Raw genomic sequence first — 24,163 nt, 5'->3', positions numbered from 1 at the left:
TGGCAACCGTCGCGGGAGTGGCCCTGATCCGGCGATTCCTTTGCATCGCGGCGCCTGCCGCTCCCGCATCTGCGTTGGCGGCAGGCGCTTCACCGGCGCACCGCCATCAGTTCGAGATAGCGCTCGCGCGCCAGCGGCAGCAATGCGTCGGCATCCGCGGCGTCCACTTCACGACGGAAGCCGCCTTCGAGCAGCACGCGCCCTGCGCCTTCGGAAAAATTCCGCGGCGCGCCCGTCGCCTTCGCGTTGTCGAGGAAGACCAGCCAGACATCGCCCTGCAGACGATCGGCCGCAGGATCGCGACGGCGCGCAGCGCGGCGCAGCAGCTCGGACATCGCCGCGACACGCTCGACCGGCGTAGCCGCCGCGCGCATGCGTTCGTCGAACAGGCGCACGATCGCCGCGCGCCTTCGCCTTGCGCGCAACCACCACCACGCGGCGAACGCCAGCAGCACCAGCACCACCGCCGCCAGCCACCACCAGCCCGGCGCCGGCGGCCACCACGGCGGCGCCGGTGGCTGGTGGATGTCGCGCAACGGCAACTCCTGCAGCGCCATCACGCCACCCTCGACACGGCGAACGAGGGCAGCCACGACTCGCTGGGTGCATCGCTGGACAGCAGGTGCACGCGCACGCCGCGCGGCGGCAATGTCGCCAATGCGGCATCGACCGGAGCGACGAACTCCTGCCGCCAGCGCTGGCGCTGCGCGGCGACGCCGAGGTCGAGCTCCACCCGGTGCGTCGGGGTGGCGAACGGCAACGGCGCGCGCGGCGGGTCGCGCTCGAGCGGGTCGCCGAGCAGCAGCACGATCACTTCGCCGTGCATCGACAGCGCCGGCCAGCGCGAGGCGGGCACGGCGGCGACGCTCGCAGCGTCAGCCAGCACCACCATCCGCGAACCCGGGCGCAGCAGCCGGCCGGCATGGTCGAGCGCCAGCGCCAGGCCGCCATCGTCCGCGGGCGGCTGCGAGTACCAGCGCACCAGCGCGTCGAGCACGCGCAGCGCGCCGCGCGGTCCGGCCGCGGGCGGCACCGGGGGTTCCGAGGTGCTCCCGCGCAGCGCCGCGATGCGGTCGCCATCACGCACCGCGGCCCAGGCGGCGACCGCGCCCGCGCGCGCGGCCTGCACCGACTTGAAGCGCACGCGCGTGCCGAAGTACAGCGCCGGCGCGGTGTCGGCCACGAGTAGCGTCAGCCGCTCACGCTCGGCCTGGAACAGCTTGGTGTGCGGCTTGCCACTGCGCGCGGTGAGGCGCCAGTCGATGTGGCGCGCGTCGTCGCCGATCGCGTACTCGCGCGACTCCGCGTACTCCATCCCGCGCCCGCGCAGCGGCGACGGTGCCTGGCCGCTTACCCCGTGGCGCCCGCGCCGCGGCGGCCGCCGGCCCTGCGCGGCGGCGCGCAGGGTGACCAGTTCGGCAAGCGTGGGAACGATGCCGTCGCCCATCACCGTAGGTCGGGGCTACGCCCCCGACGCCGCGAATCGGAACCATGCGTGTACCGCCCGGTTCTCCGGTCGCGTGATCGCAGGCAGGCGAAGCTTGGCGCGGCGTCGGGGGCGTAGCCCCGACCTACGGCTTGGCTCTTTCCCGAATCCCGAATCCCGAATCCCGAATCTCGGCTTTTCATGGCAGCGGCACCTTGTCGAGCAGCTCGGCCACCAGCCTGTCGCCGTCCCAGCCCTCAGCGGTCGCCTCATAGCTGGGCAGCACGCGATGGCGCAGCACGTCGGGTGCGATCGCGCGGACGTCGTCCGGGGTCACGAAATCGCGCCCCGCCAGCCAGGCGCGCGCGCGGGCGCAGCGTTCGAGCGCGATCGAGCCGCGCGGGCTGGCGCCCCAGCTGATGCGGCGCGCCAGCGCCGGGTCGTAGCGCGATGCATCGCGCGAGGCGAGCACGAGTTCGATCAGGTAGCGCTCCAGCTGCGGGGCCAGGTGCAGGTCGAGCACCGCGGCGCGCGCGGCGAACACGTCGTCCTGCGAGATCGGCTCGGCCGCTGCCGCTTCGACCTGCAGCCCTTTCCTGGCGCGTTCGCGCGCCAGCCGCAGGATCTCGCCCTCGGCGTCGGCGGCCGGGTAGCCGATGCGTACGTACATCAGGAAGCGGTCGAGCTGCGCCTCGGGCAGCGGGAAGGTGCCCTCCTGTTCGATCGGATTCTGCGTCGCCATCACCAGGAACAGCGACGGCAGCGCATAGGTCTGCCGGCCGACGGTGACCTGCCGCTCGCCCATTGCCTCGAGCAGGGCCGACTGCACCTTGGCCGGCGCGCGGTTGATCTCGTCGGCCAGCAGCACCGAGTGGAAGATCGGGCCAGGCTGGAACTCGAAGCGCCCGTCCTGCGGGCGCCAGACTTCGGTGCCGGTCAGGTCGGCCGGCAGCAGGTCGGGAGTGAACTGGACGCGCGCGAAATCCGCCTCCACCCGCGACGCCAGCGCGCGGATGGCCGTGGTCTTGGCCAGCCCGGGCGCACCCTCGACCAGCAGGTGCCCGTCCGCCAGCAGCGCGATCAGCAGGCGCTCGACCAGCGCGGCCTGGCCGACGATCTGCGTCGAGAGATCCTCGCGCAGGGCGGTGAACAGGCCGTGCAAGCGGGAGGTGTCGTGGCTGGGGGTGTCCATGGATCGACCGTGCGGCGGCGCCCGGATGGCGTCGGGTGCAGTTTGACCCAAGTGCGGCGGCGTGGTTCCGGGCGCCGTTCAGGATTTCTCCACGAAAACGGAAACGGGGCCCGAAGGCCCCGTTGGTCCGCAATCCTGCCGGCAGGCCTCAGCGCTGCGCCACCCGCAGGATCTTCGGCGTCACGAACACCAGCAGCTCGGCCTTCTGCCTGTCGCGCGACCTGTTCTTGAACAGGTTGCCGAGGAACGGGATGTCGCCGAGGAACGGGATCTTGGACACGCTGTTCCTGTCGGTGAACTCGTAAACCCCGCCGATCACCACGGTCTGGCCGTCGTCCACCAGCACGGCCGTGTTGACCTCGCGGCGGGCGATGGTGGGCACGTAGCCGAAGTCGCCCAGGTCCACCTCCCCGTCCTGCTCGTTCTTGGTCACGAACATGTTGAGGAACACGCGGCCATCGTTGGTGATGGTCGGAGTGACCTTCAGTTGCAGCAACGCTTCCTTGAACTGCACGGTCGGCACGTTGTTGCTCTGGCCGCCGGTCACCGTGACGTAGCCGATCTCGCGACCCTGGGTGATCACCGCTTCCTTCTGGTTGCTGGTCACCACGCGCGGGTTGGAGATGACCTCGCCGCGGCCCTCGGTCTGCAGCGCCGACAGCTCGATGTCGAGCAGGTAGCCGGCGTTGAGGATCGACAGTGCGAACGAGCCGGCCCCGGCGAGCGTCGCCGGCAGGTTGACGTTCAGGCCCTGGCTGTAGGCATCGCTGTAGCCGCGCGGGTTGCCCGGACCGACGTTGTTGCCGCGCTCCTGGGCGTTGTTGCTGGAGTCGGCGACGGTGCCGCCGAACCCGAGCGAGCTGCGGTCGCCCGGCTTGCCGGTCGCGCCGTTGATGCCGAACTTGGCGCCCAGCTCGCGCGCGAACGATTCGGTCGCGATCACGATGCGTGCCTCGATCACCACCTGGTCGACCGGGCGGTCGAGCTGCATCACCAGGTTCTTGATGTTGGACACGCGCTCGGGGATGTCGATCACCAGCAGGGTATTGGTGCGGCGGTCGAAGCTGATGCTGCCACGCGAGGACAGGAAACCGCGGCTCTGGATGCGGCTGTTGCCACCGCCGCCCGCGCCGCCGCCGGAGCCCATGCTGCTCTTGCTTTCCTCGGTCAGCAGCTTGGCGATGTCCTCGGCGCTGCCGTAGTTGACCGGGATGTACTCGGTCACCATCTCGGCGCGCTCCTCGATCGCGATGCGCGCGTCGGCCTTGTCCTGCTCGTACTTGGCGATCTCGACCTGCGGCGCCACCCAGATGACGTTGCCGCTGCGGCGCTTGTCCAGGCCCTTGGCCTGCAGCACGATGTCCAGCGCCTGGTCCCACGGCACGTTGTCCAGGCGCAGGGTCACGTCGCCCACGACCGAGTCGGAGGCGACGATGTTGAGGTTGGATTCGTCGGCGATCAGCTTCAGCACCGTGCGCACGGCGATGTTCTGGAAGTCGAAGGTCACCGGCTTGCCCGAGTACTTCGGCTCCAGCGGATCGACGACGGTGCTCGCGGCGGACTGCGGCGCACCCACTGCACGCTTGGCCGTGGCGGCGCGCGGCACGATCTCGACGATGTAGTCGCGGCCGGTCTGGTAGGCCATCGACTCGAACGGCCCGTCGGTGCTGAGCACGATCTGCGATCCCGCGCCGGACGCGCTCGCGTCGATGCGCTGCACCGGGGTGGCGAAGTCGGTGACGTTGAGCGGGCGCTGCAGCGCGGGCGAGATGCTCGCATTGCCGACGTTGATGACCACGTCCGAGCCCTGCTTGCGCATGTCGGGCACGGCACCGTCGCCGCTGAAACGCATGATCAGCTTGCCGGAGCCGCCGTCGCCGCGCTTGAAGTCGATGCTGGAGACGGCCAGCCCGCCCGCAACCTGCTTGGCGGGGTCGACCGCGGCGGGGGCGGCGGACTGCGCGATCGCGAAGTACGAAGCCGCCGCGGCGGGTTGGGCGTGCACGGCGCCGAAGGCCGAGACCAGCCCTGCGACGAGGCCGACCATGCCGGCCCGCAGCGGCATGGCGCGTCGGCTCTTGGGCAGGTGTTGCGCTTGGGTAACGGTCATCTTGCTTCCCCTATCAATTGTCTTCGAGCGCAACCGACGCCGGCCTTTCCAGCCAGCCGCCCGCGCCATCCGGCACAAGTTCGACGAGTTCAATGCGATCTTCATGGACGGCCGTCACGCGACCGTCGTTCTGCCCCATGTAGACGCCCGGGTGGATCCGGTAGACGACCTTGTCGGGCGCCACCACCAGCCCGACCATGCCGCCACCGCGGCCAATCGTGCCGACCATGTCGAGGCTGTCGAGCGGGAACTGCTCCAGCGTCTGCTTGCGACGATGCGAATCGGGCCGCGGGCCGCTGCCCGTGTCCTTCGACGTGAAGGCGTCGCTGAACGGGTCGCGCATGCCCTGGGCCGCGTACTCGAACGTCTCGAACTGCTGCATCACCGGCAACGGATCGAGCGGCGGGGCCGGCCTGGCCTTGACGTTGGCGACCCACTCTTCGAGGTTCGAGGCCGGTTCCGGGCCGCTGGTGACGCTGCGCCCGCAGGCGCCGAGCGCGAGGGCGAGGGCGAATGCGAGCATGCCGCGGATGAGGTTGTTCGACATGCGCATGTCACTTCCCTCCCTTGGCGGCTGCCGAGGCTTCCGCAGCCGCGGCGGTCTCTTCCTCGTCGAGGTAGCGGTAGGTCTTCACCGTACCGGCGAGCTCGAGGCTGGAGTTGGGGCGGATCGCGGCGGCAGGGTCCTTGTCGGCGTTCACCGGCCGCAGCGAGATGTCGTGCATGGTCATGATCACCACGCGCGGCAGCGAGGCCACGCCGCTGACGAAGGCGCCGAACTGGTGGTAGGTACCCACCATCTTCAGCGCGATCGGCTTCTCGGCGTAGAACTCCTTGGGCGTCTCCGGGCCGGGCTGGAACAGCTCGTTCTGGATGCCGGTGGCCAGCGCGGTCTGCGAGATGTCGACGATCAGGTCGGGCATCTCGGTCTTGCTCGGCAGCTGGCGCAGCATCTGCTGCAGTTGCTGCTCCATCTGCGCGAGCTGCTGCTTGAGCGGTTCGAGGTTGGAGGCGCGGCCCTGCTTCTCGACGAAGTCGTCGCGCAGTTCGGCCTCGCGCTTGTCGAGCTGCTCGAGCTGGTCGCCCTTGTCGCGGGTAACCACCCACCACAGCAGTCCGAAGATCAGCGCGCCGAGCAGCACGCAGAAACCGATCTTGTACGGCCGCGGCCAGCCGCCGGGATTGTTGAGGTCGAGCTCGCTGAGCTTCACTTTTCTCTGGCTCACGACGCGGCTCCTTCGTTGGCGGCGGCAGCCGGCTTGGCGCTGTCGGCAGGCGCTTCACCCACCGGCGGCACCGCATCGGGAACCCCGTCGCCGTCTTCGTCCTTGGCCGCATTGGGGTTGGCCAGGGTAACGGTGAGCGAGAACGCGTACGGGAGGCCCTTGACCGCGCCCGTGGCCTCGATGATCGACAGCTCCGGCGCGGTCATCCAGCCCGAGCCTTCGAGGTTGCGCATGTAGGTGCTGACGCGCGCATTGGACTGCGAACGACCTTCCAGGGTGAGCTTCTCGCCCTCCTGCTTGATCGAGGTCAGGACCACGCCGTCGGGGATGGTGCGCACCAGCGAGTCGAACAGGTGCACCATCTGCGAGCGGTTGGCCTGCAGTTGCTCGATGACCTCCTTGCGTGCCAGCAGGCGCGACTTCTGCCGGTCGAGCTCCTCGATCTCCTTGATCTTGGTGTCGACCTGGCTGATCTGGGTCTGCAGGTAGGCGTTGCGCTCTTCCTGCCCGGAGATCTGGCCGTTGTAGTAGCTGTTGACCAGGAACCACAGCGCCAGGCCCGCCAGCGCCGCGAAGGCCAGCATGACGCCGAATTCCTTCTGTCGCTGCTTGCGGCGTTCGGCGCGCCAGGGCAGCAGGTTGATCCGGGCCATCAGTCGAAGCTCCTCAGGGCGAGCCCGCAGGCGATCAGCAGCGCAGGGGCGTCCTGGGCCAGCGCATGCGCCTGCACGCGCGGCCCGAGCGTCATCTGCGCGAGCGGGTTGGCGACCACCGTCTGCACGCCGAGTTGTTCCTCGACCATTTCGGCCACGCCGGGGATCGAGGCGCAACCGCCGGCCAGGACGACCTGGTCGACGCGGTTGAACTCGCTGCCGGCGTAGAAGAACTGCAGCAGGCGGCTGATCTGCTGGACCAGCGCCTCCTTGAACGGCTCGAGCACTTCGATCTCGTAGCTCTCGGGCAGGCCGCCCTGGCGCTTGGCCAAGCCGGCTTCCTCGTAGCTCAGCCCGTAGCGGCGCATCACCTCGTCGGTGAGCTGCTTGCCGCCGAACACCTGTTCGCGGCTGTACAGGCTGCGGCCGTTGCGCAGGATGTTGAGCGTGGTCATCGTCGCGCCGACGTCGACCATCGCGACGATGCCGTCGTGCGGGATGTTGAGCGAGTTGGCGAGCAGCGCGAACGCGTTCTCGATCGCGAACGCCTCGACGTCCATGACCCGCGCCGTGAGCCCGCCGAGTTCGAGCGCGGAGGCGCGCATCTCGACGTTCTCCGAACGCGAGGCCGCCAGTAGCACCTGCACCATCTCGGCGTTGCCCGGCATCATGCCCAGCACCTCGAAGTCGAGGTTCACTTCCTCGATCGGGTACGGAATGTAGTTGACCGCTTCGAGCTCGACCTGCGACTCCATGTCGTCGTCGTCCAGGTCAGCGGGCATCGGGATCACCTTGGTGATCACCGCCGACCCGGCCACGGCCGCGGCGGCCTGCTTGGCGCGCGTGCCCGAACGCGAGACCGCCCGGCGGATGGCCTCGCCGACCGCCTCGACCTCGACAATGCTCTTTTCCACCACCGCGTTGGGCGGCAGCGGCTCGACCGCATAGTGCTCCACGCGATAGCGATCACCTGATCGCGACAGCTGGAGCAGCTTGACGGCGGTCGAACTGATGTCGACGCCGACGAGCGGTGCCTGGCTTTTTGTGATGAGCCCCACGATTTCTCCCCTTGTCACGGGCGCTTACGCGCGCTTCGTGCCCCGCGGCATTAAATAACGGACTTTTCACCCCTTGGCAACCATTCGATCGCAGGACCGTGCCCCCTGCCGCATTCCGGCGCCCCGTTCCTGCTCCGGTGCCGCACCCGGTCGAATCGGCCGCTCCTCTATACTCCGCGCCTTCGATACCCGCAATGACGCACCACAGGAATTCCCCACCGATGCCACGTTTCCGCCGTTTGCTGCGCTGGACGCTGATCGCGTTCGCCGCGGCAGTCCTGCTGGGCGGCCTTGCCCTGGCCACGCTCTATTTCGTTGTCTCCGCCAAGCTCCCGGACGTGCAGGCCCTGCGCCACGTCGAGATGCAGGAGCCGATGTACGTCTATGCCAGCGACGGGCGCCTGATGGCGCTGTTCGGCGAGACCCGCCGCTACCCGATCGACATCGACGACGTCCCCAAACGGCTCAAGCAGGCCTTCCTGGCCACCGAGGACGCGCGCTTCTACGAACACGGGGGGGTCGACTACAACGGCGTGGCGCGCGCGATCTGGCTGATCATCAAGACCGGGTCGAAGGAAGGCGTGCCCGGCGGGTCGACCATCACCCAGCAGGTCGCGCGCCAGTTCTTCCTCAGCTCCGAGGTCACCTACACCCGCAAGTTCGCCGAGATGCTGCTGGCGATGAAGATGGAGCGCGAGCTGAGCAAGGACGAGATCTTCCAGCTGTACCTGAACAAGTCGTTCTTCGGCAACCGCTCCTACGGCATCGCCGCGGCGGCGGAGTTCTACTACGGCAAGAAGCTCGACGAGCTCGACCTCGACGAAATGGCCTCGCTGGCCGCGATCCCGAAGTTCCCGTCCAGCGGCAATCCGCTGTCGAACCCGGAGCGGGCGCAGGAGCGGCGCGACGACTACGTACTGGCGCGGATGGCGGAACTGGGCTTCGTGTCCGAAGCGGAGGCGGCCGCCGCGCGCGCCGTGCCGATGCACGCCAGCCCGCACGAGCGCCCGATCGAGGTGGACGCGCCCTACGTGGCCGAGATGGTGCGGCGGGAGATGATCGCGCGCTACGGCGGCGACGTGCTCACCCGCGGCTACCACGTCACCACCACGATCGACCCCACCCTGCAGGCCGCGGCGGCCACCGCGACCCGCGATGGCCTGGAGACCTACGACCACCGCCACGGCTGGAACAAGGTCGAACAGCACTTCGACCTGGCCGAAGACGAGGACGCCGCCACCGCGGCCGCGCGCCTGCGCCGCATTCCCGCGCAGAACAACCTGCTGCCGGCCGTGGTCATGCGCAGCGGCAACGGCAGCATCGACGTGGTCCTGGCCGACGCCACCACGCTCACGCTCGACGCCGGCGACAGCAAGTGGACCGGACGCGCGCCCTCTGCGCTCGCCAAGCGCGGCGACCTGGTCCGCGTGCGCAGGATCGAGACGCCGGTGAAGAAGAAGGCCGGCGCCGCAGACGCCGGCAGCAAGGATGGCGACGACGCTGCGGACGGCGAAGCGGCGGCCGCACCGGAGGTCAAGGTGACCTGGCAGCTCGACCAGCTGCCGCGCGCGCAAACCGCCCTGGTGTCGCTGAACCCCGAGAACGGCGCGCTGCTGGCGCTCACCGGCGGCTTCAGCTTTGCCGGCAGCAAGTTCAACCGCGCCACCCAGGCGCGACGCCAGCCGGGGTCGAGCTTCAAGCCGTTCCTGTACGCGGCGGCGTTCGAACGAGGCTACAACCCGGCTTCGATCGTGCTCGACGCGCCGGTGGTGTTCCGCATGCGCGGCGGCAAGGTGTGGCGGCCGCAGAACGACAGCGGCAACTTCGCAGGCCCGATGCGGCTGCGCGAAGCCCTGGTGCAGTCGCGCAACCTGGTGTCGGTGCGCCTGCTCGATGCGATCGGCGTCGAGTACGCACGCCGCTACATCAGCCATTTCGGCCTCGACGAGGCGCTGCTGCCGCCGAACCTGTCGATGTCGCTGGGCACCGCGTCGCTGCCGCCGTTGATGATCGCGCGCGGCTACTCGGTGTTCGCCAACGGCGGCTTCCGGATCACGCCGTGGTTCATCGACGAGGTCCGCGACCGCGACAACAAGGTCATCTTCAAGGAAAAGCCGCCGACCGCCTGCCGCAGCTGCGTCGGCACCGGTGGCTCGCAGGCGGTCGTGGTCTCGAACGTGGTCGACGGCTTCAACCTCGGCCCGGCGCGCCCCGCTGAACCGCCCAAGCCCGCGCCCGAAGCGGAAAGCGAGCCCGCGCCGGCGGAAGCGGCGCCGCTGCCCGAGGATTTCGTGGCCGCGCCGCGCGCGATCGACCCGCGCGTGGCCTACCAGCTGGTCTCGATGATGCGTGACGTGGTCCAGCGCGGCACCGGCACCGCCGCCAGGGTGCTGGGCCGCGAGGACGTGGCCGGCAAGACCGGATCGACCAATGATTACCGCGACGCCTGGTTCTCGGGCTTCGGCGGCGGCGTGGTCACCACGGTCTGGGTCGGGCGCGACGATTTCCGTTCGCTCGGCTACCGCGAGTACGGCGGCCGCGCCGCGCTTCCGATCTGGATCGATTACATGCGCGTGGCGCTGGAAGGGCGCCCGGTGGCGCCCAACGATCCGCCCGACGGCATGGTCAAGGTCTCGGTGGCCGCCAACGGCACGCTGATCCCCGACGGCGGCGGCGGGATCACCGAGTACGTCAAGGTCGAGGACCTCGAGCGCATGCAGAACTACACCGACTACAGCGACGAGGACGCGCTGGACGAGGAAGCGTTCGACATCTTCTAGGAACCGTCCAGGAACCCAAGACGCCATCGGGGGCGTAGCCCCGGCCTACGCATGTGCGCGCCGCAGGTCGGGGCTGCGCCCCCGACATCCGCGCCCTGCCTGCTCACATGGACATCCACGGGCCGTTGTGTACAGTTGCCCCAGGTTTCGGCAGGGAGATCGACATGCATCGCGCCCGGCAGCACGCCGAAACCCGCACCCGCGAACGCAGGCGGCGCCTCGCCCATGAGGCCGCGAGGCTGATGGCCGAAGGCGGCATCCGCGACTACCACCAGGCCAAGCTCAAGGCCGCCACCCGCCTGGGCATCCACGACGACGCCTCGCTGCCGCGCAACCGCGAGATCGAGGATGCGCTGCGCGAGTACCAGCGGCTGTTCCATGGCGACAGCCACCGCGCCGCCCTGCGCCTGCGCCGCGAGGCCGCGCTGCGGGCGCTGGAGTTCTTCGCCGGCTTCGACGCGCGCCTGGTCGGCCCGGTGCTCGACGGCACCGCCGACGCCAACACGCCGGTCGCGCTGCAGCTGTACGCCGACGACGCCGACGCGGTGCCACGCTTCCTCGACGAACACCACATCCCGGCCGACGCGCGCGAACGCCACGTGCGCCTGGACCGTACGCGCGAGGGGGATTTCCCGGTCTGGGTCTTCAGCGCCGAGGACCTGACGTTCGACCTGACCGTGCTGCCCGCCGACGCCCTGCGCCAGGCGCCGCTGTCGGGCATCGACGAGAAACCGATGAAGCGTGCTTCGACCGCGCAGCTGCGCGAGTTGCTGGCGCAGGAGGAGATCGAGGGCTACGAGGTCGCGAGGGGCTGATCGTCGTCGCGGGCGGGACGTGACTGCGTCCCGACGCTCCCGCGGGTCTTGTCCGCCACGGCAAAGCCCCGGAAGATCAAGGATCAACCTCAACAGCGCCGTAGGTCGGGGCTACGCCCCCGACGCGCTTTTCGCGTCGCGGCGCCGTCGTAGGGCTGGTCTTGACCCGCCTGCTGTTTCGCCGAAATCAAGATCAAGAGCTTTCGCGCCGTGACGGCGCGAGCCACCTTTCTTTGCTTGTGCAAAGAAACCTGGCGCAAAGAAAGCACACCCCGCCTGCGCGCCCGGTGCTGCGCACCGGGTTCGCGGAGCCGGCGGGATTTTCGGAAGGGCCATCCTGGCCCTGCCGAAAACGCCGCACATCCATGTGCGGCGCCCTTCGGGTCTTGTCCGCCGGCTCCGCCGCTACGGAGGGGCCCCAAAGATCAAGATCAAAGGCAACAGCAAAGGCAAAGGCACCGATCGTCGCGCGCCTGCAGGAGCGGCGGAACCCGAGTTCCTCGACAAGACACCGGGGCCGGAGCGCGCTTTCAATGAAAAACGCCCCGCGATGCGGGGCGTTTGCTTCTGCGATATCGAGATGCGCGAACTCAGCGCTTGCCCACCGGCACGTAGTCGCGCGCGTCGTGGCCGGTGTAGATCTGGCGCGGGCGGCCGATCTTGAACTCCGGGTCTTCCTGCTGCTCGAGCCAGTGCGCGACCCAGCCGGCGGTGCGGGCGATGGCGAACATCACCGTAAACATCTCGGTCGGGATGCCCAGCGCCTTGTAGATGATGCCGGAGTAGAAGTCGACGTTCGGGTACAGCTTGCGCTGCACGAAGTAGTCGTCCTTGAGCGCGGCTTCCTCCAGGCGCATCGCCACTTCCAGCAGCGGATCGTCGACGCCGAGCTCGTCGAGCACCTGGTGGCACATCTCGCGGATGATCTTGGCGCGCGGGTCGAAGTTCTTGTAGACGCGGTGGCCGAAGCCCATCAGGCGGAAGCCCGACTCCTTGTCCTTGGCCCTGTCGACCGCCGACTGCACGTGCTTCGCGTCGCCGATCTCGGCCAGCATCTTCAGCACCGCCTCGTTGGCGCCGCCATGCGCCGGGCCCCACAGCGCGGCCACGCCGGCGGCGATGCACGCGTAGGGATTGGCGCCGGTGGAACCGACCAGGCGCACGGTCGACGTCGAAGCGTTCTGCTCGTGGTCGGCGTGCAGGATGAACAGCAGGTCGAGCGCCTTGGCCGCGACCGGGTTCATCTCCAGCGGTCCGCTCGGCACCTCGAACATCATGTGCAGGAAGCGGTCGACGTATTCGAGGTTGTTGCGCGGGTAGCGCAGCGGCCAGCCCACCGAATGGCGGTGGCAGGCGGCGGCGATGGTCGGCAGCTTGGCGATCAGGCGGATCGCGGCGAGGCGGCGCTGCTGCGGATCGTCGTAGTCCAGGTCGTTGTGGTAGAAGCTCGCCATCGAGCCGAGCATGCCAACCAGCATCGACATCGGGTGCGCATCGTGGCGGAAACCGCCAAGGAAGCCCTTGAAGGCCTCGTGCAGCATCGTGTGGTGGGTGACGTCGTGCTCGAAGCTGGTGAACGACTGCCTGTCCGGCAGCTCGCCGTGCATCAGCAGGTAGGCGACCTCGAGGAAGCTCGAGTCCTTCGCCAGCTGCTCGATCGGGTAGCCGCGGTACAGCAGCACGCCGGCGTCGCCGTCGATGTAGGTGATCGCCGAGCGGCACGAGGCGGTGGCGGTGAAGCCGGGGTCGTAGGTGAAGCAGCCGGTTTCCTTCGGCAGCTTCGCGATCTCGATGCAGGGGGCGCCGAGCGTGCCACGCGCCACCGGCAGCGTGACCGCCTTGTCGCCGGCATTGAGCGTGACTTGTTCGATCGTGGATGTTTCGGACACTTGATGCACTCCTCGTGGCCCGCCCTGCCCGGCACGGGGTGGATGGAATCCGCGGCTTGCCGCGATGCAGCAATTATCGCACAGCGCCGTTGAGCCGGGACTCGACAGCCGCCACCTGCCCTGCCACACGCAGCGTTCCGGCGGCGACGGGGACGAGTGCGAACGCGGGCGCCGGAAACGACGACGGCCGCACTGTGGCGGCCGTCCGTGCACGCATTCGCGCAGCGCCGTGCGCGTCTTACTTCGCGTAACGCTTGCGGAACTTGTCGACGCGGCCGCTGGTATCCATGATCTTGTTCTGGCCCGTGTAGAACGGGTGCGTGGCCGACGACACGTCGACCTTGATCAGCGGGTACTCGTTGCCGTCTTCCCACTTGATCGTCTCCTTGCTGCCAAGGGTCGAGCGGGTCAGGAACTTGAAATCGGAAGTCACGTCCTGGAACACGACTTCTTTGTATTCGGGATGGATGTCGGCCTTCATGGCGGCACCGGTTCTGCTGGGGACAAGAGCGGCATTTTAGCCCGCCACGGCCGGCGGGCGCAAGCCGCCTCAGGCAGCGCCCAGCGCCGCCCGCACCAGCCCCTCGAACCGGGCCTGGTCGTAGCGCAGCAGGATCCGGGCCCGGTCCGGCCGGCCGGTCTGGCGGTTCCAGTCGACCAGGGTCGCGCCGCGGGCGTGCGGGCCCTCCAGGGCCACGTCCAGCGGCCGCTCGGCGGTCTCCAGCGCCCCGTCGGGCTGCAGGGCGTAGGCCATGGCCAGGCCGTCGGCGGAGTGCCAGTGGTCGCCGCGGCGGTCGGCCGACCACTCGCGGGTCCTGCGCGAGATGTGCTCGTAGAAGGCGGCGACGTCGCCGCCGGCGCGCAGCCATTCCACCACCGAGTCGTGGTGCAGGCCGTGGGCGATGGTGGCCTCCCAGTCGGACAGGTCGAAGCGCGGGAAGGCTTCGAACACGATGTGCGCGGCCTCGGGGTCGAAGTAGACGTTGAACTCCGCCGCCGGGGTGATGTTGCCGTGGCAGGTCACCGCGCCGCCCATCACCACCAGCCGCGCGATGCGCGTGGGCAGCGTGGGATCGAGCTTGAGCGCCAGCGCGATGTTGGTCAGCGGGCCCAAGGCGACCAGGACCAGCCTGCCGGCGTGTTCGTGCGACAGGCGCAGGATCGCCTGAGCGGCGTGTTCGGTCTCCGGCTTGCGGGCGGCGGCCTCGTAGCCGACGTCGCCGAAGCCGTCCTGCCCGTGCACGTCACCGGCATCGGGCGAGGGATGCAGCAGCGGCGCCTCGCAGCCTGCATACACGGGCACGTCGGCGCGGCCGGCCACTTCGCACAGCTTCAGCGCGTTGGCGACGGTGTGGCGCAGGCCGACGTTGCCGGCGGCGATGGTGAGGCCGACGACCTCGTGGCGGGTGTCGGCGAAGGCCATCAGGAGTGCAAGCGCGTCGTCGACGCCGGGATCGGTGTCGATGAGCAGGGGAATCCGTTCGGTCATCTGGTCGTTGCTCTGTTCGGCGGGTGAGTGTCGCACTCCGCGCGGCCCTGCGAAAGTTCGCTCAGGCCGAGGCGTAGCGCGCGGCGCCGCCGATCCAGCGTTCGACCAGCCGGTCTGCGATGTCCGGCGCCTCGCGCTGCAGGCGCTCGCCGATGTCGTGCACCAGCGGCAGCAGGTCGGCGTCGCGGACCAAATCGGCGACGCGGAACGCGGCCAGGCCGGTCTGGCGCGTGCCCAGCAGCTCGCCCGGGCCGCGCAGCTCGAGGTCCTTCTCGGCGATAACGAAACCGTCGCTGGTCTCGCGCATGGTTTCCAGCCGCTGCCGCGCCATCTGCGACAGCGGTGGCTGATACAGCAGTACGCAGCTCGACGCCGCGCTGCCGCGGCCGACGCGACCGCGCAGCTGGTGCAGCTGGGCAAGCCCGAGGCGTTCGGCGTTCTCGACGATCATCAGCGAGGCGTTGGGCACGTCGACGCCGACCTCGATCACCGTGGTCGCCACCAGCAGGTCGAGCTCGCCGGCCTTGAACGCGCGCATCGCCGCCTGCTTGTCGCCGGCCTTCATGCGCCCGTGCACGAAGCCCACGCGCAGCTCCGGCAGCGCCTTCGACAGCAGCTCGAACGTGCTTTGCGCAGCCTGCGCGACGATCTCCTCGGACTCGTCGATGATCGTGCACACCCAATACGCCTGGCGACCTTCGGCGCACGCGGCGCGGATGCGTTCGATCAACTCCGGGCGCCGCTGCGCGCCCAGCACCACGGTCTGCACCGGCGTGCGGCCGGGCGGCAGTTCGTCGATGGCGGACACGTCGAGGTCGGCATAGGCCGCCATCGCCAGGGTGCGCGGGATGGGCGTGGCGGTCATCACCAGCTGGTGCGGCACGCGCCCGCCCTCGCCGCCCTTGTCGCGCAGCGCCAGGCGCTGGTGCACGCCGAAGCGGTGCTGCTCGTCGACGATCGCCAGCGCCAGGTCGTGGAAGGCGACGCCCTCCTGCATCAGCGCGTGGGTGCCGACCACGACCTGCGCCTGGCCTTCGGCCACCTGTGCCAGCGCCGCGGCGCGCGCGCGGCCGGTGACCTTGCCGGCGAGCCAGGCGACGTTGACGCCCAGCGGTTCGAGCCACGCGCGCAGGTTGGCCAGGTGCTGTTCGGCGAGCAGTTCGGTCGGCGCCATCAACGCAGCCTGGCGGCCGTCCTCCACCGCGAGCATCGCCGCCAGCGCCGCGACCACGGTCTTGCCGGAGCCGACGTCGCCCTGCACCAGGCGCAGCATCGGCACCGGCTTGCCGAGGTCATCGCGGACCTGCGCGAACACGCGCTGCTGCGCCCCGGTCAGCGCGAACGGCAGCGACGCGCGCAGGCGTTCGGCCAGTGCCGCGCCTTCAAGCACCGGCGCGGCGTGCGCCTGCAGGGCGATGCGCTGGCGGCGCAGGCTCAGGTGGTGGGCGAGCAGTTCCTCCAGCGCCAGCCGCCGCTGCGCGGGATGGGTGCCGGCGATCAGCGCGGCCACGTCCGCGCCCTGCGGCGGGCGGTGCATGGTCAGCAGCGCCTCGCGCAGGCCGGGCAGCGCGCCGTCGAGCCAGTCGCGCGGCAGCAGTTCCAGCGCGTCCGCCTCGGGCAGTCGGTCGAGCGCCTGCGCGATCAGCTTGCGCAGCGTCGCCGGGCCGATGCCCTCGATCGCCGGATACACGGGATCGAGGCTGTCGCCGAGCGCGCCGGCCTCGTCGTCGCCGACGATGCGGTAGCTCGGATGCACCATCTCCAGCCCGTGCTGGCCCAGTCGCGGCGTGCCGTAGCAGCGCACCCGCACGCCGGGCGCGAACTGCGCCACCTGCGCGGCGCGGAAATGGAAGAAGCGCAGCACCAGGGTCGCGTTCGAGTCGTCGCCGATCGCCACCCGCAGCATCGGCCGGTAGCGGAAGCTGCGTTCGACCGCCTCGACCACACCCTCGACCTGCGCCGCCACACCCGCCTGCAGGCCGCGGATCGGCGCCAGCCGGGTGCGGTCCTCGTACTGGCGCGGCAACTGCAGCCACAGGTCCTGCAGCGTGGCCATGCCGCGCGCGGCCAGCTTCTCCGCTACGCGCGGCCCCACGCCCTGCAGGCCGGTCAACGGGGCGTGGGCGGGATCGGACGGCATGGCGGCGGCAGCGGGAACCGGCATCACGCAAGGATGCCGGGATCACGCACAAAACGAAAACCCGGCAACCCGCGGCGCGGTGTCGGAATTGTCCGCATCCACGCGTCGGAATAACCGCAGGTCGGGGCTACGCCCCCGACGGCTACTCCTCCGATTGCGCGTCGCCGGCCTGCGTCGAAGCCCGCACCACCAGCACGTCGCTCGGCGCCACCTGCACGATCCGGCGCGTGGTACCGCCGACAAGCAGGTGGAAGGCCAGGCCGCGGCGGAACGCGCCGATCACGGTGAGGTCGCAGTCGTACTCCAGCGCGTGCTTGCGCAGCATGCTTTCCGGGTGGCCGTGCTCGACCCGCAGTTGCAGCTGGCGGCGCAGGCCTGCCGGCAGCCGCGCCTGTGCCGCGAACGCTTCGATCGTGGCCATTTCCATGCGCGTGAGATCCCCCCGGTGCCGGGCGTCCAGCCAGAGCGATTCATATGGAATGTCCAGCGCGTGCAGCAGCGTGAACCCGGCCTCCGGGAACAGCGCCGCGGCGGTCTCCAGGCCGTGCCGCGACTCAGGCGTGAGGTCGGTGCCGACCAGCACGCGCCGGTAGCCGCCGCGCGGGCGCTGCTTGACCACCAGCACCGACGCGGGCGCGCTGCGCACCAGGGTTTCGACCGTGTTGCCGAGCAGGCGGCGCCCGGGCACGCCGCTGGCGTCGCCGAGCACGATCAGGTCGCTGCCGCTTCGCCGGGCGACGTCGAGGACCACCTCGGCCGGCTCGCCCTCTTCGACGCGGACGTCGATCGCCCCGTCGTCCAGGTCGCGCTCGATGCGCTTGCGGATCGACGCCAGCGTGTCCGCCGCGGACCGCGCGCCGACCGCCTCGCGCGGCGCCGCGTGCACCACCTGCAATGGCACCTGCCATTGTCCGGAAAGCTGGACGGCGCGATCGAGCGCGCGATCGCAGCGGGCGCTGAGGTCGGTCGCCATCAGTATCCTGCGGGGCCGGGCCGGAACCGGGTTGGAAGCGCTCATGCATAACCTCCCGCAATGCTGCGGCCGGAGCCGGAAATGCGGCCAACGATTGCACAATCGCCAGCCAGTGGCGACCTTGGCTGTATAGAATCATGGGCTGATCGCAGTTCGCCGCAAGCCGATGGCCTGCGCCGCGCGGGCAGCCCGGTCATCCGCACGATGCAGCGGCGCGGCGCAATCGCCGGTCACTGCGTTCGGGCACCCTTCGTTCCACTTCCATCACGGAGTCCGCTTGCCCCGAGGTCCCGCCAACGCCGCGTCCACGCCCGCATCGCCGCATGCCGCCGGCGTCGTGGCGATGCGTGCGTTGCCGGGCCACCACGGCGTTGCGATACGCGATCGCCGGCCCGCATCCAGCGAGGCGCTGACCGATGCCTGACCACGCCGTGCCGAGCGTGATCCTCTGGCTGCCGTTCGTGGCCAGCCTGGTCGTGTTCGTGCTGCGCGGCCGCGGACGCACCCTGGCCGCATGGCTGATGACGTGCACGGCGCTGGCGTGCCTAGTGCTGACGCTGTCGCTGTATCCGGCGATCGCAGGCGGGGAGGCGCTGCGCCACGTGTTCGAGTGGGCGCCGTCGCTGGGCCTGGACTTCACCCTGCGCGTGGACGGCTTCAGCTGGTTGTTCATGCTGCTGGTGTGCGGCATCGGGATGCTGGTGGGCGTCTACGCGCGCTACTACATGCCCGTCGACGACCCGCTGTCGCGCCTGTTCGCGCTGTTGCTGGCATTCATGGGCGCGATGCTGGGCATCGTGATGTCGGGCAACGTGATCCAGCTGGTGTTCTTCTGGGAACTGACCAGCCTGTTCTCGTTCCTGCTGATCGGCTACTGGAACAACGGCGCCTCGGCGCGCGACGGCGCGCGGATGGCGCTGATCGTCACCGGCGGCGGCGGCTTCTGCCTGCTGGCAGGCGTGCTGCTGCTGGGCCACATCGTGGGCAGCTACGACCTGGACGCGATCCTCGCCGCCGGCGAACTGGTGCGCGCGCATCCGCTGTACACGCCGACGCTGGTGCTGGTGCTGCTGGGCGCGCTGACCAAGAGCGCACAGTTCCCGTTCCACTTCTGGCTGCCGCAGGCGATGTCGGCGCCGACGCCGGTGTCGGCCTACCTGCATTCGGCGACGATGGTGAAGGCAGGCGTGTTCCTGCTGGTGCGCTTCTGGCCGGTGCTCGCGGGCACCGAGCAGTGGTTCTGGATCGTCGGCGGCGCCGGCATGGTCACCCTGGTGCTGGGCGCGTTTGCCGCGATGTTCCAGCAGGACCTGAAGGCGGTGCTGGCCTATTCGACGATCAGCCACCTGGGCCTGATCACCATGCTGGTCGGGATGGGCAGCGCGCTGGGCGTGGTGGCGGCGATCTTCCACATCGTCAACCACGCCACGTTCAAAGCCTCGCTGTTCATGGCCGCCGGCGCGGTCGACCACGAAGCCGGCACGCGCGACCTGCGCGAGCTGGGCGGGCTGCGCCGCTTCATGCCCAACACCGCGATGCTGGCGGTGGTCGCCGGCGCGGCGATGGCGGGCGTGCCGCTGCTCAACGGCTTCCTGTCGAAGGAGATGTTCTTCGCCGAAACGCTGGCGGCGCAGCGCGGGATGCTGGCCGACATCGTGCCGGTGCTGATGGCAATCGCGGCCAGCGCGTTCGGCGTGGTCTATTCGCTGCGCTTCGTGCGCGGCGTGTTCTTCGGCCCGGTGTCCCCGCGGCTGCCGCGCCAGCCGCACGAACCGCCGCGCTGGATGCGCATCCCGATCGGCCTGCTGGCGCTGGCCTGCCTGCTGGTCGGCATCCTGCCGGCGCAGGTGATCGGCCCGTCGTTGCAGGCGGCAGCCGGCGCAGTGCTGGGCGCGCAGGCACCGAGCTACAGTCTGGCGATCTGGCACGGCTGGAATGCGCCGCTGCAGATGAGCGTCATCGCCTTCATCTCCGGTTGCCTGCTGTACGTGGCCCTGCTCGGCTATTTCAGGCGCTGCGAGCGCTTGCCGCTGATCGGGTGGATCAGCGGCAAGCGGATCTTCGAGCGCGCACTGGCGATCTTCACCGCGGACGTGCCGGCGTGGCTGGGCCGGTTCTTCCCCGGCCGGCGGCTGCAGCCGCAGCTGATGCTGATCGTGCTCACCGCACTGCTGGCCGGCGTGCTGGCCGCGACCACCGCGCCGTTCGACGCGCCGTCGCCGGACTGGGCCGGCATCGACCCGGCGTTCGCCCTGCTGTGGGTGCTGGGCGCGGCATGCGCGATCGGCGCCGCCACCCAGGCCAAGTTCCACCGCCTGGCGGCGCTGATCCTCACCGGCGGCGCCGGGCTGGTGTCGTGCGTGAGCTTCGTGTGGCTGTCGGCGCCGGACCTGGCGGCCACCCAGCTGCTGGTGGAGGTGGTGACCACGATCCTGATCCTGCTGGGCCTGCGCTGGCTGCCCAAGCGCATCCAGGGGATGTCGCCCGACGCCCGGCTCACGCGCGTGATGCGCTGGCGCGACGCGCTGGTCGCGCTGGCCGTCGGGGCCGGCGTGGCGACCGTTGCATATGCGGCGATGATGCATCCGGTGTCCGACTCGGTCTCGCGCTTTTTCCTCGAGCGCGCGTACACCGAGGGCGGCGGCCGCAACGTGGTGAATGTGATCCTGGTCGACTTCCGCGGCTTCGACACGCTGGGCGAGATCAGCGTGCTCGCGACCGTGGCGCTGACGGTGTTCGTGCTGCTGCGCCGTTTCCGGCCCGCGGCCGAAAGCATCAACACGCTGCGCCAGCAGCGCCGCAACTCGGTGGTCGACCTGGCCGGCTCCGACCGCCTCATCGACCAGTCGACGGCCGACTACCTGATGATCCCGGGCCTGATCGTGCAGCTGATGTTCCCGGTGATCGTGCTGTTCGGCGTGCACCTGTTCCTGCGCGGGCACGACCTGCCCGGCGGCGGGTTCTCCGCGGGCATCACGGTGTCGGTGGCGCTGATCCTGCTGTACATGACGCGCGGCGCGCGCTGGGTCGAGACGCACCTGCGGGTGCAGCCGGTGCGCTGGGTCGGCGCCGGCCTGCTGCTGGCCGTCGGCACCGGCCTGGGCTCGCTGCTGTTCGGACATCCGTTCCTCACCTCGCACTTCCAGTATGCGGACCTGCCGCTGTTCGGGAAGATCCCGCTGGCCTCGGCGGTGCTGTTCGACCTGGGCGTGTTCTGCCTGGTGGTCGGCGCCACCACGCTGATGCTGGTCGCGCTGGCGCACCAGTCGCTGCGCCGCCCGCGCGTGCCGACCATCGTGACCGCGGACGGCACGATCGAACCGGAAGGGGCGAACTGATGGAACTCGTGCTGTCGATCGCCATCGGGATCCTGGCCGCGTCCGGCGTGTGGCTGCTGCTGCGGCCGCGCACCTTCCAGGTGATCATCGGACTGACCCTGATTTCCTACGCGGTAAACCTTTTCATCTTCTCGATCGGCGGCCTGCGCACCGGCGCCGATCCGGTGCTCAAGCAGGCTGCCGGTGACATCGGCCAGTACGCCGATCCGCTGCCGCAGGCGCTGGTGCTGACCGCGATCGTGATCGGGTTCGCGACCACGGCGCTATTCCTCGTCGTGCTGCTGACCTCGCGCGGACTGACCGGCAACGACCACGTCGACGGCGGCGACGGCACGCCATGAATCCGCACCTGGCCATCGCCCCGATCGTGCTGCCGCTGCTGGTGGCCGCGCTGATGCTGCTGGCCGGCGAGCGCCGCCAGCGAACGGTGCTGGCGCTGAGCATCGCCTCGTGCCTGGCGCTGGTTGCGTTGGCGACGATGCTGCTGCTGGCCGCCGCACGGCCCGGCGGCGACGGCGCGCTGGCTACGGTCTACAGGATCGGCAACTGGCCGGCGCGCTTCGGTATCGTGCTGGTGGTCGACCGGCTGTCGGCGCTGATGCTGCTGCTGACCGCGGTGATGTCGCTGGCGGTGCTGCCGGCCGCGCTGGCGCGCTGGCAGCATCGCGGCAACTACTTCCAGCCGCTGTTCCAGTTCCTGCTGATGGGGCTGAACGGCGCGTTCCTGACCGGCGACCTGTTCAACCTGTTCGTGTTCTTCGAGGTGCTGCTCGCCGCGTCCTACGGGCTGGCGCTGCATGGCTCCGGCGCGCGGCGGGTTAGCGCCGGGCTGCACTACATCGCGGTCAACCTGACCGCGTCGATGCTGTTCCTGATCGGTGTGAGCCTGATCTTCGGCGTCACCGGCACGCTGAACATGGCCGCGCTGGCCGAGCTGATCCCGACCGTGCCGGAGAACACGCGCTCGCTGCTGCACGCCGGCGCCGCGATCCTGGGCATCGCCTTCCTGATCAAGACCGCGATGTGGCCGCTGGGCTTCTGGCTGCCGCGTACCTACGCCGCGTCCGCGCCGGCTGTGGCGGCGATGTTCGCGCTGATGACCAAGGTCGGCATCTACGTGCTGCTGCGGCTGAGCCTGCTGCTGTTCGGCGACGATGCGGGGCCGGCTTCGAGCCACTTCGGCAGCGCCTGGCTGCTGTGGGGCGGCGTGGCGACGATCGTCGCCGGCACCATCGGCATGCTCGGCGCGCGCGACCTGGGCAAGCTGGCCGGCTACAACGTCATCATTTCCTCCGGTACGCTGCTTGGCGCGGTGGGCCTGCAGCAACCGGCGGTTACCGCCGGCGCACTGGCCTACCTGGTGGTCTCCACGCTGGGCATCGGCGCGCTGTTCCTGGTCGCCGGCCTGCTCACGCCCGAGGGCGAGGAAGAGGACGACGACGCGCTGGCGCTGGAGCCGTACGAGCCGGTGGGCGGCGACGGGCGCGGCGACGAACTGTACGCGGACGAGGACGAAAGCCGGGTGGTGATCCCGGCTCCGGTCGCGATGCTGGGCGCGAGCTTCCTGCTTTGCGCGCTGCTGCTGGCCGGGCTGCCGCCGCTGTCGGGCTTCCTGGCCAAGTTCGCGATGCTCGCGCCGATGCTCGAAGCGCCGTCGCGCGACGGCACGATGGCGCTGTTCGTCCTGGTCATCGCGTCCGGCTTCTGCACGGTGATCGCGATGTGCCGCGCCGGCATCCAGATCTTCTGGGCAGAAGCGGACCGGCACTTCCCGCACGCGCGCGTCACCGAGGTCAGCGCCATCGTGCTGCTGCTGGGCCTGTGCCTGCTGCTGACGGTGGTGGTGCAGGCGCCGCTGGACTACCTGCACGCCGCCGCGCGCCAGCTGCACGACGCCGGCAACTACGTGCACGGCGTGCTGCCGGCGGACGGGGCACGGCCATGATCCGGCGTTGGCTGCCGTATCCGCTGCTGTCGGGCCTGCTGGCGCTGATCTGGCTGGTGTTCAACCAGAGCCTGTCGCCGGGCACGATCCTGCTGGGAATCGTGCTCGGGCTGCTGCTGGGCAAGGTGTTCGGGCTGCTGCGACCGCCCAAGTCGCACATCCGCAACTATCCGATGGCCGCGCGGCTGCTGCTGCGGGTCATGTTCGACATCGTGCGCTCGAACCTGATCGTCGCCCGGCTCATCCTGCGCGGCGACGGCGGCGTCCACTCCGGCTTCGTCGCCATCCCGCTGGCCCTGACCAACCACCACGGCCTGGCGGTGCTGGGCTGCATCATCACCTCGACGCCGGGCACCATCTGGGTCAGCTACGACCCGATCGGGAACATGCTGCTGATCCACGTCCTGGACCTGGTCGACGAGCAGGCCTGGATCGACACGATCCAGCAGCGATACGAGCGTCCCCTGCTGGAGATCTTCCAATGAGCCACGAGCTGCTCGCCATGGCGATCATGCTGGCGCAGGTCCTGCTGCTGCTCGCCATGGGCTTCTCGATCGTGCGGATGGTGCGCGGACCGCGCGCCCAGGACCGCGTGGTGGCCCTGGACGCGCTGTACGTCAACGCGATGATCCTGCTGCTCACGATCGGCATCCGCACCGGCAGCCTGCTCTACGTCGAGGCCGGCCTGATCATCGCGCTGCTTGGTTTTGCCAGCACCGTCGCCCTGTCGAAGTTCCTGATGCGCGGGGAGGTGATCGAATGAATCATCTCGACGCGCTGCCGCCCTGGGCGGCGATCACCGTCGCGGCGCTGGTGCTCGCCGGCGCGCTGTTCGCGTTCATCGGCTCGCTCGGCCTGCTGCGACTGAAGAACTTCTACCAGCGCGTGCACGCACCGACGCTGGGCACCACGCTGGGCACGTTCCTGGTGCTGGCCGGCTCGATCACCTGCTTCTCGGTGTTGCACGGGCGCCCGGTCTTCCACGAGATCCTGATCGGGGTGTTCCTCACCGTGACCACCCCGATCACCCTGATGCTGCTGGTGCGCGCCGCGCTGTACCGCGACCGCGAGGAAGGCTCCGACTACGTGCCGCAGGCGCCGAAGCACGAGTGAGCGGCCGCGGGTGCCC

At 69.8% G+C, this 24,163-nt stretch carries 22 protein-coding genes; 9 read left to right on the top strand and 13 right to left on the bottom strand.

Going from position 1 to position 24,163, the window contains the following annotated elements:
- Window positions 1–89 precede the first annotated feature (89 nt).
- The 8 genes from ACFONC_RS11225 to ACFONC_RS11190 all read right to left on the bottom strand — a co-directional run bounded on the left by ACFONC_RS11225 (window position 90) and on the right by ACFONC_RS11190 (window position 7,665).
- Window positions 90–557, bottom strand: coding sequence for a DUF4381 family protein (locus ACFONC_RS11225; protein ID WP_386744651.1), 468 nt, complete (start codon window positions 555–557; stop codon window positions 90–92).
- On the bottom strand, window positions 557–1,447 hold the full coding sequence (locus tag ACFONC_RS11220; RefSeq protein WP_386744078.1) for a DUF58 domain-containing protein: 891 nt from the start codon (window positions 1,445–1,447) through the stop codon (window positions 557–559). The genes ACFONC_RS11225 and ACFONC_RS11220 overlap by 1 nt, the downstream gene beginning before the upstream one ends.
- A 178-nt stretch (window positions 1,448–1,625) precedes the next feature.
- Window positions 1,626–2,618 (bottom strand): AAA family ATPase, encoded by a 993-nt coding sequence (locus ACFONC_RS11215; protein WP_386744076.1) that lies wholly within the window; start codon window positions 2,616–2,618, stop codon window positions 1,626–1,628.
- Between the two features lie 148 nt (window positions 2,619–2,766).
- Window positions 2,767–4,728, bottom strand: coding sequence for a type IV pilus secretin PilQ (locus ACFONC_RS11210; protein ID WP_386744074.1), 1,962 nt, complete (start codon window positions 4,726–4,728; stop codon window positions 2,767–2,769).
- A 13-nt stretch (window positions 4,729–4,741) separates the two neighbouring features.
- Window positions 4,742–5,275 carry a pilus assembly protein PilP gene (locus tag ACFONC_RS11205; protein WP_386744072.1) on the bottom strand — a complete coding sequence of 178 codons (534 nt, stop codon included), beginning with the start codon at window positions 5,273–5,275 and terminating at the stop codon, window positions 4,742–4,744.
- 7 nt (window positions 5,276–5,282) lie between these two features.
- The gene (pilO, locus tag ACFONC_RS11200) at window positions 5,283–5,954 is read right to left on the bottom strand and encodes a type IV pilus inner membrane component PilO (RefSeq protein WP_386744070.1); all 672 of its coding nucleotides are present in this window, start codon (window positions 5,952–5,954) and stop codon (window positions 5,283–5,285) included.
- Window positions 5,951–6,607 (bottom strand): PilN domain-containing protein, encoded by a 657-nt coding sequence (locus ACFONC_RS11195; RefSeq protein ID WP_386744068.1) that lies wholly within the window; start codon window positions 6,605–6,607, stop codon window positions 5,951–5,953. Before ACFONC_RS11195 ends, pilO begins: the two co-directional genes overlap by 4 nt.
- A complete protein-coding gene (locus tag ACFONC_RS11190; RefSeq protein ID WP_386744066.1) occupies window positions 6,607–7,665 on the bottom strand; it encodes a pilus assembly protein PilM in 1,059 nt (352 codons plus the stop codon). Before ACFONC_RS11190 ends, ACFONC_RS11195 begins: the two co-directional genes overlap by 1 nt.
- Window positions 7,666–7,886: 221 nt before the next feature.
- Between ACFONC_RS11190 and ACFONC_RS11185 the strand changes: the two genes are divergently transcribed.
- Window positions 7,887–10,445 carry a penicillin-binding protein 1A gene (locus tag ACFONC_RS11185; protein ID WP_386744064.1) on the top strand — a complete coding sequence of 853 codons (2,559 nt, stop codon included), beginning with the start codon at window positions 7,887–7,889 and terminating at the stop codon, window positions 10,443–10,445.
- Between the two features lie 164 nt (window positions 10,446–10,609).
- Complete coding sequence (locus ACFONC_RS11180; RefSeq protein ID WP_386744063.1) at window positions 10,610–11,260, top strand: hypothetical protein; 651 nt, start codon at window positions 10,610–10,612, stop codon at window positions 11,258–11,260.
- A gap of 590 nt (window positions 11,261–11,850) precedes the next feature.
- On the opposite strand, the gene ACFONC_RS11175 is transcribed toward ACFONC_RS11180, so the two are convergent.
- From ACFONC_RS11175 to ACFONC_RS11155, 5 genes are all read right to left on the bottom strand, one after another.
- Window positions 11,851–13,149, bottom strand: coding sequence for a citrate synthase (locus ACFONC_RS11175; RefSeq protein ID WP_386744061.1), 1,299 nt, complete (start codon window positions 13,147–13,149; stop codon window positions 11,851–11,853).
- 238 nt (window positions 13,150–13,387) lie between these two features.
- Window positions 13,388–13,630, bottom strand: coding sequence for a type B 50S ribosomal protein L31 (locus tag ACFONC_RS11170; RefSeq protein WP_386744059.1), 243 nt, complete (start codon window positions 13,628–13,630; stop codon window positions 13,388–13,390).
- Between the two features lie 69 nt (window positions 13,631–13,699).
- Window positions 13,700–14,638 (bottom strand): nucleoside hydrolase, encoded by a 939-nt coding sequence (locus ACFONC_RS11165; RefSeq protein ID WP_386744649.1) that lies wholly within the window; start codon window positions 14,636–14,638, stop codon window positions 13,700–13,702.
- Window positions 14,639–14,699: 61 nt separating this feature from the next.
- Window positions 14,700–16,802 carry an ATP-dependent DNA helicase RecG gene (recG, locus tag ACFONC_RS11160; protein WP_386744648.1) on the bottom strand — a complete coding sequence of 701 codons (2,103 nt, stop codon included), beginning with the start codon at window positions 16,800–16,802 and terminating at the stop codon, window positions 14,700–14,702.
- 118 nt (window positions 16,803–16,920) lie between these two features.
- A complete protein-coding gene (locus ACFONC_RS11155; protein ID WP_386744057.1) occupies window positions 16,921–17,751 on the bottom strand; it encodes a universal stress protein in 831 nt (276 codons plus the stop codon).
- Window positions 17,752–18,028: 277 nt separating this feature from the next.
- On the opposite strand from ACFONC_RS11155, the gene ACFONC_RS11150 reads away from it, so the two are divergent.
- From ACFONC_RS11150 to mnhG, 7 genes are read left to right on the top strand one after another with little or no spacing between them, the layout of a single operon-like run.
- Window positions 18,029–18,175: a hypothetical protein gene (locus ACFONC_RS11150; protein ID WP_386744055.1), complete on the top strand. Its 147-nt coding sequence runs from the start codon at window positions 18,029–18,031 to the stop codon at window positions 18,173–18,175.
- The gene (locus tag ACFONC_RS11145) at window positions 18,168–21,089 is read left to right on the top strand and encodes a monovalent cation/H+ antiporter subunit A (protein WP_386744053.1); all 2,922 of its coding nucleotides are present in this window, start codon (window positions 18,168–18,170) and stop codon (window positions 21,087–21,089) included. The genes ACFONC_RS11150 and ACFONC_RS11145 overlap by 8 nt, the downstream gene beginning before the upstream one ends.
- A complete protein-coding gene (locus tag ACFONC_RS11140; protein ID WP_386744051.1) occupies window positions 21,089–21,430 on the top strand; it encodes a Na+/H+ antiporter subunit C in 342 nt (113 codons plus the stop codon). Before ACFONC_RS11145 ends, ACFONC_RS11140 begins: the two co-directional genes overlap by 1 nt.
- On the top strand, window positions 21,427–23,034 hold the full coding sequence (locus tag ACFONC_RS11135) for a monovalent cation/H+ antiporter subunit D (RefSeq protein WP_386744050.1): 1,608 nt from the start codon (window positions 21,427–21,429) through the stop codon (window positions 23,032–23,034). The genes ACFONC_RS11140 and ACFONC_RS11135 overlap by 4 nt, the downstream gene beginning before the upstream one ends.
- Window positions 23,031–23,519, top strand: coding sequence for a Na+/H+ antiporter subunit E (locus ACFONC_RS11130; RefSeq protein ID WP_386744048.1), 489 nt, complete (start codon window positions 23,031–23,033; stop codon window positions 23,517–23,519). The genes ACFONC_RS11135 and ACFONC_RS11130 overlap by 4 nt, the downstream gene beginning before the upstream one ends.
- Window positions 23,516–23,797 carry a K+/H+ antiporter subunit F gene (locus ACFONC_RS11125; RefSeq protein ID WP_386744046.1) on the top strand — a complete coding sequence of 94 codons (282 nt, stop codon included), beginning with the start codon at window positions 23,516–23,518 and terminating at the stop codon, window positions 23,795–23,797. The genes ACFONC_RS11130 and ACFONC_RS11125 overlap by 4 nt, the downstream gene beginning before the upstream one ends.
- Complete coding sequence (mnhG, locus tag ACFONC_RS11120; RefSeq protein WP_386744044.1) at window positions 23,794–24,147, top strand: monovalent cation/H(+) antiporter subunit G; 354 nt, start codon at window positions 23,794–23,796, stop codon at window positions 24,145–24,147. The genes ACFONC_RS11125 and mnhG overlap by 4 nt, the downstream gene beginning before the upstream one ends.
- Window positions 24,148–24,163: the final 16 nt, after the last annotated feature.

This window comes from Luteimonas soli, assembly GCF_042648865.1.
GTDB lineage: Bacteria > Pseudomonadota > Gammaproteobacteria > Xanthomonadales > Xanthomonadaceae > Luteimonas > Luteimonas soli.
Note: the sequence above shows the minus strand (reverse complement) of the source record. Positions and strands in the feature narration are given on the sequence as shown.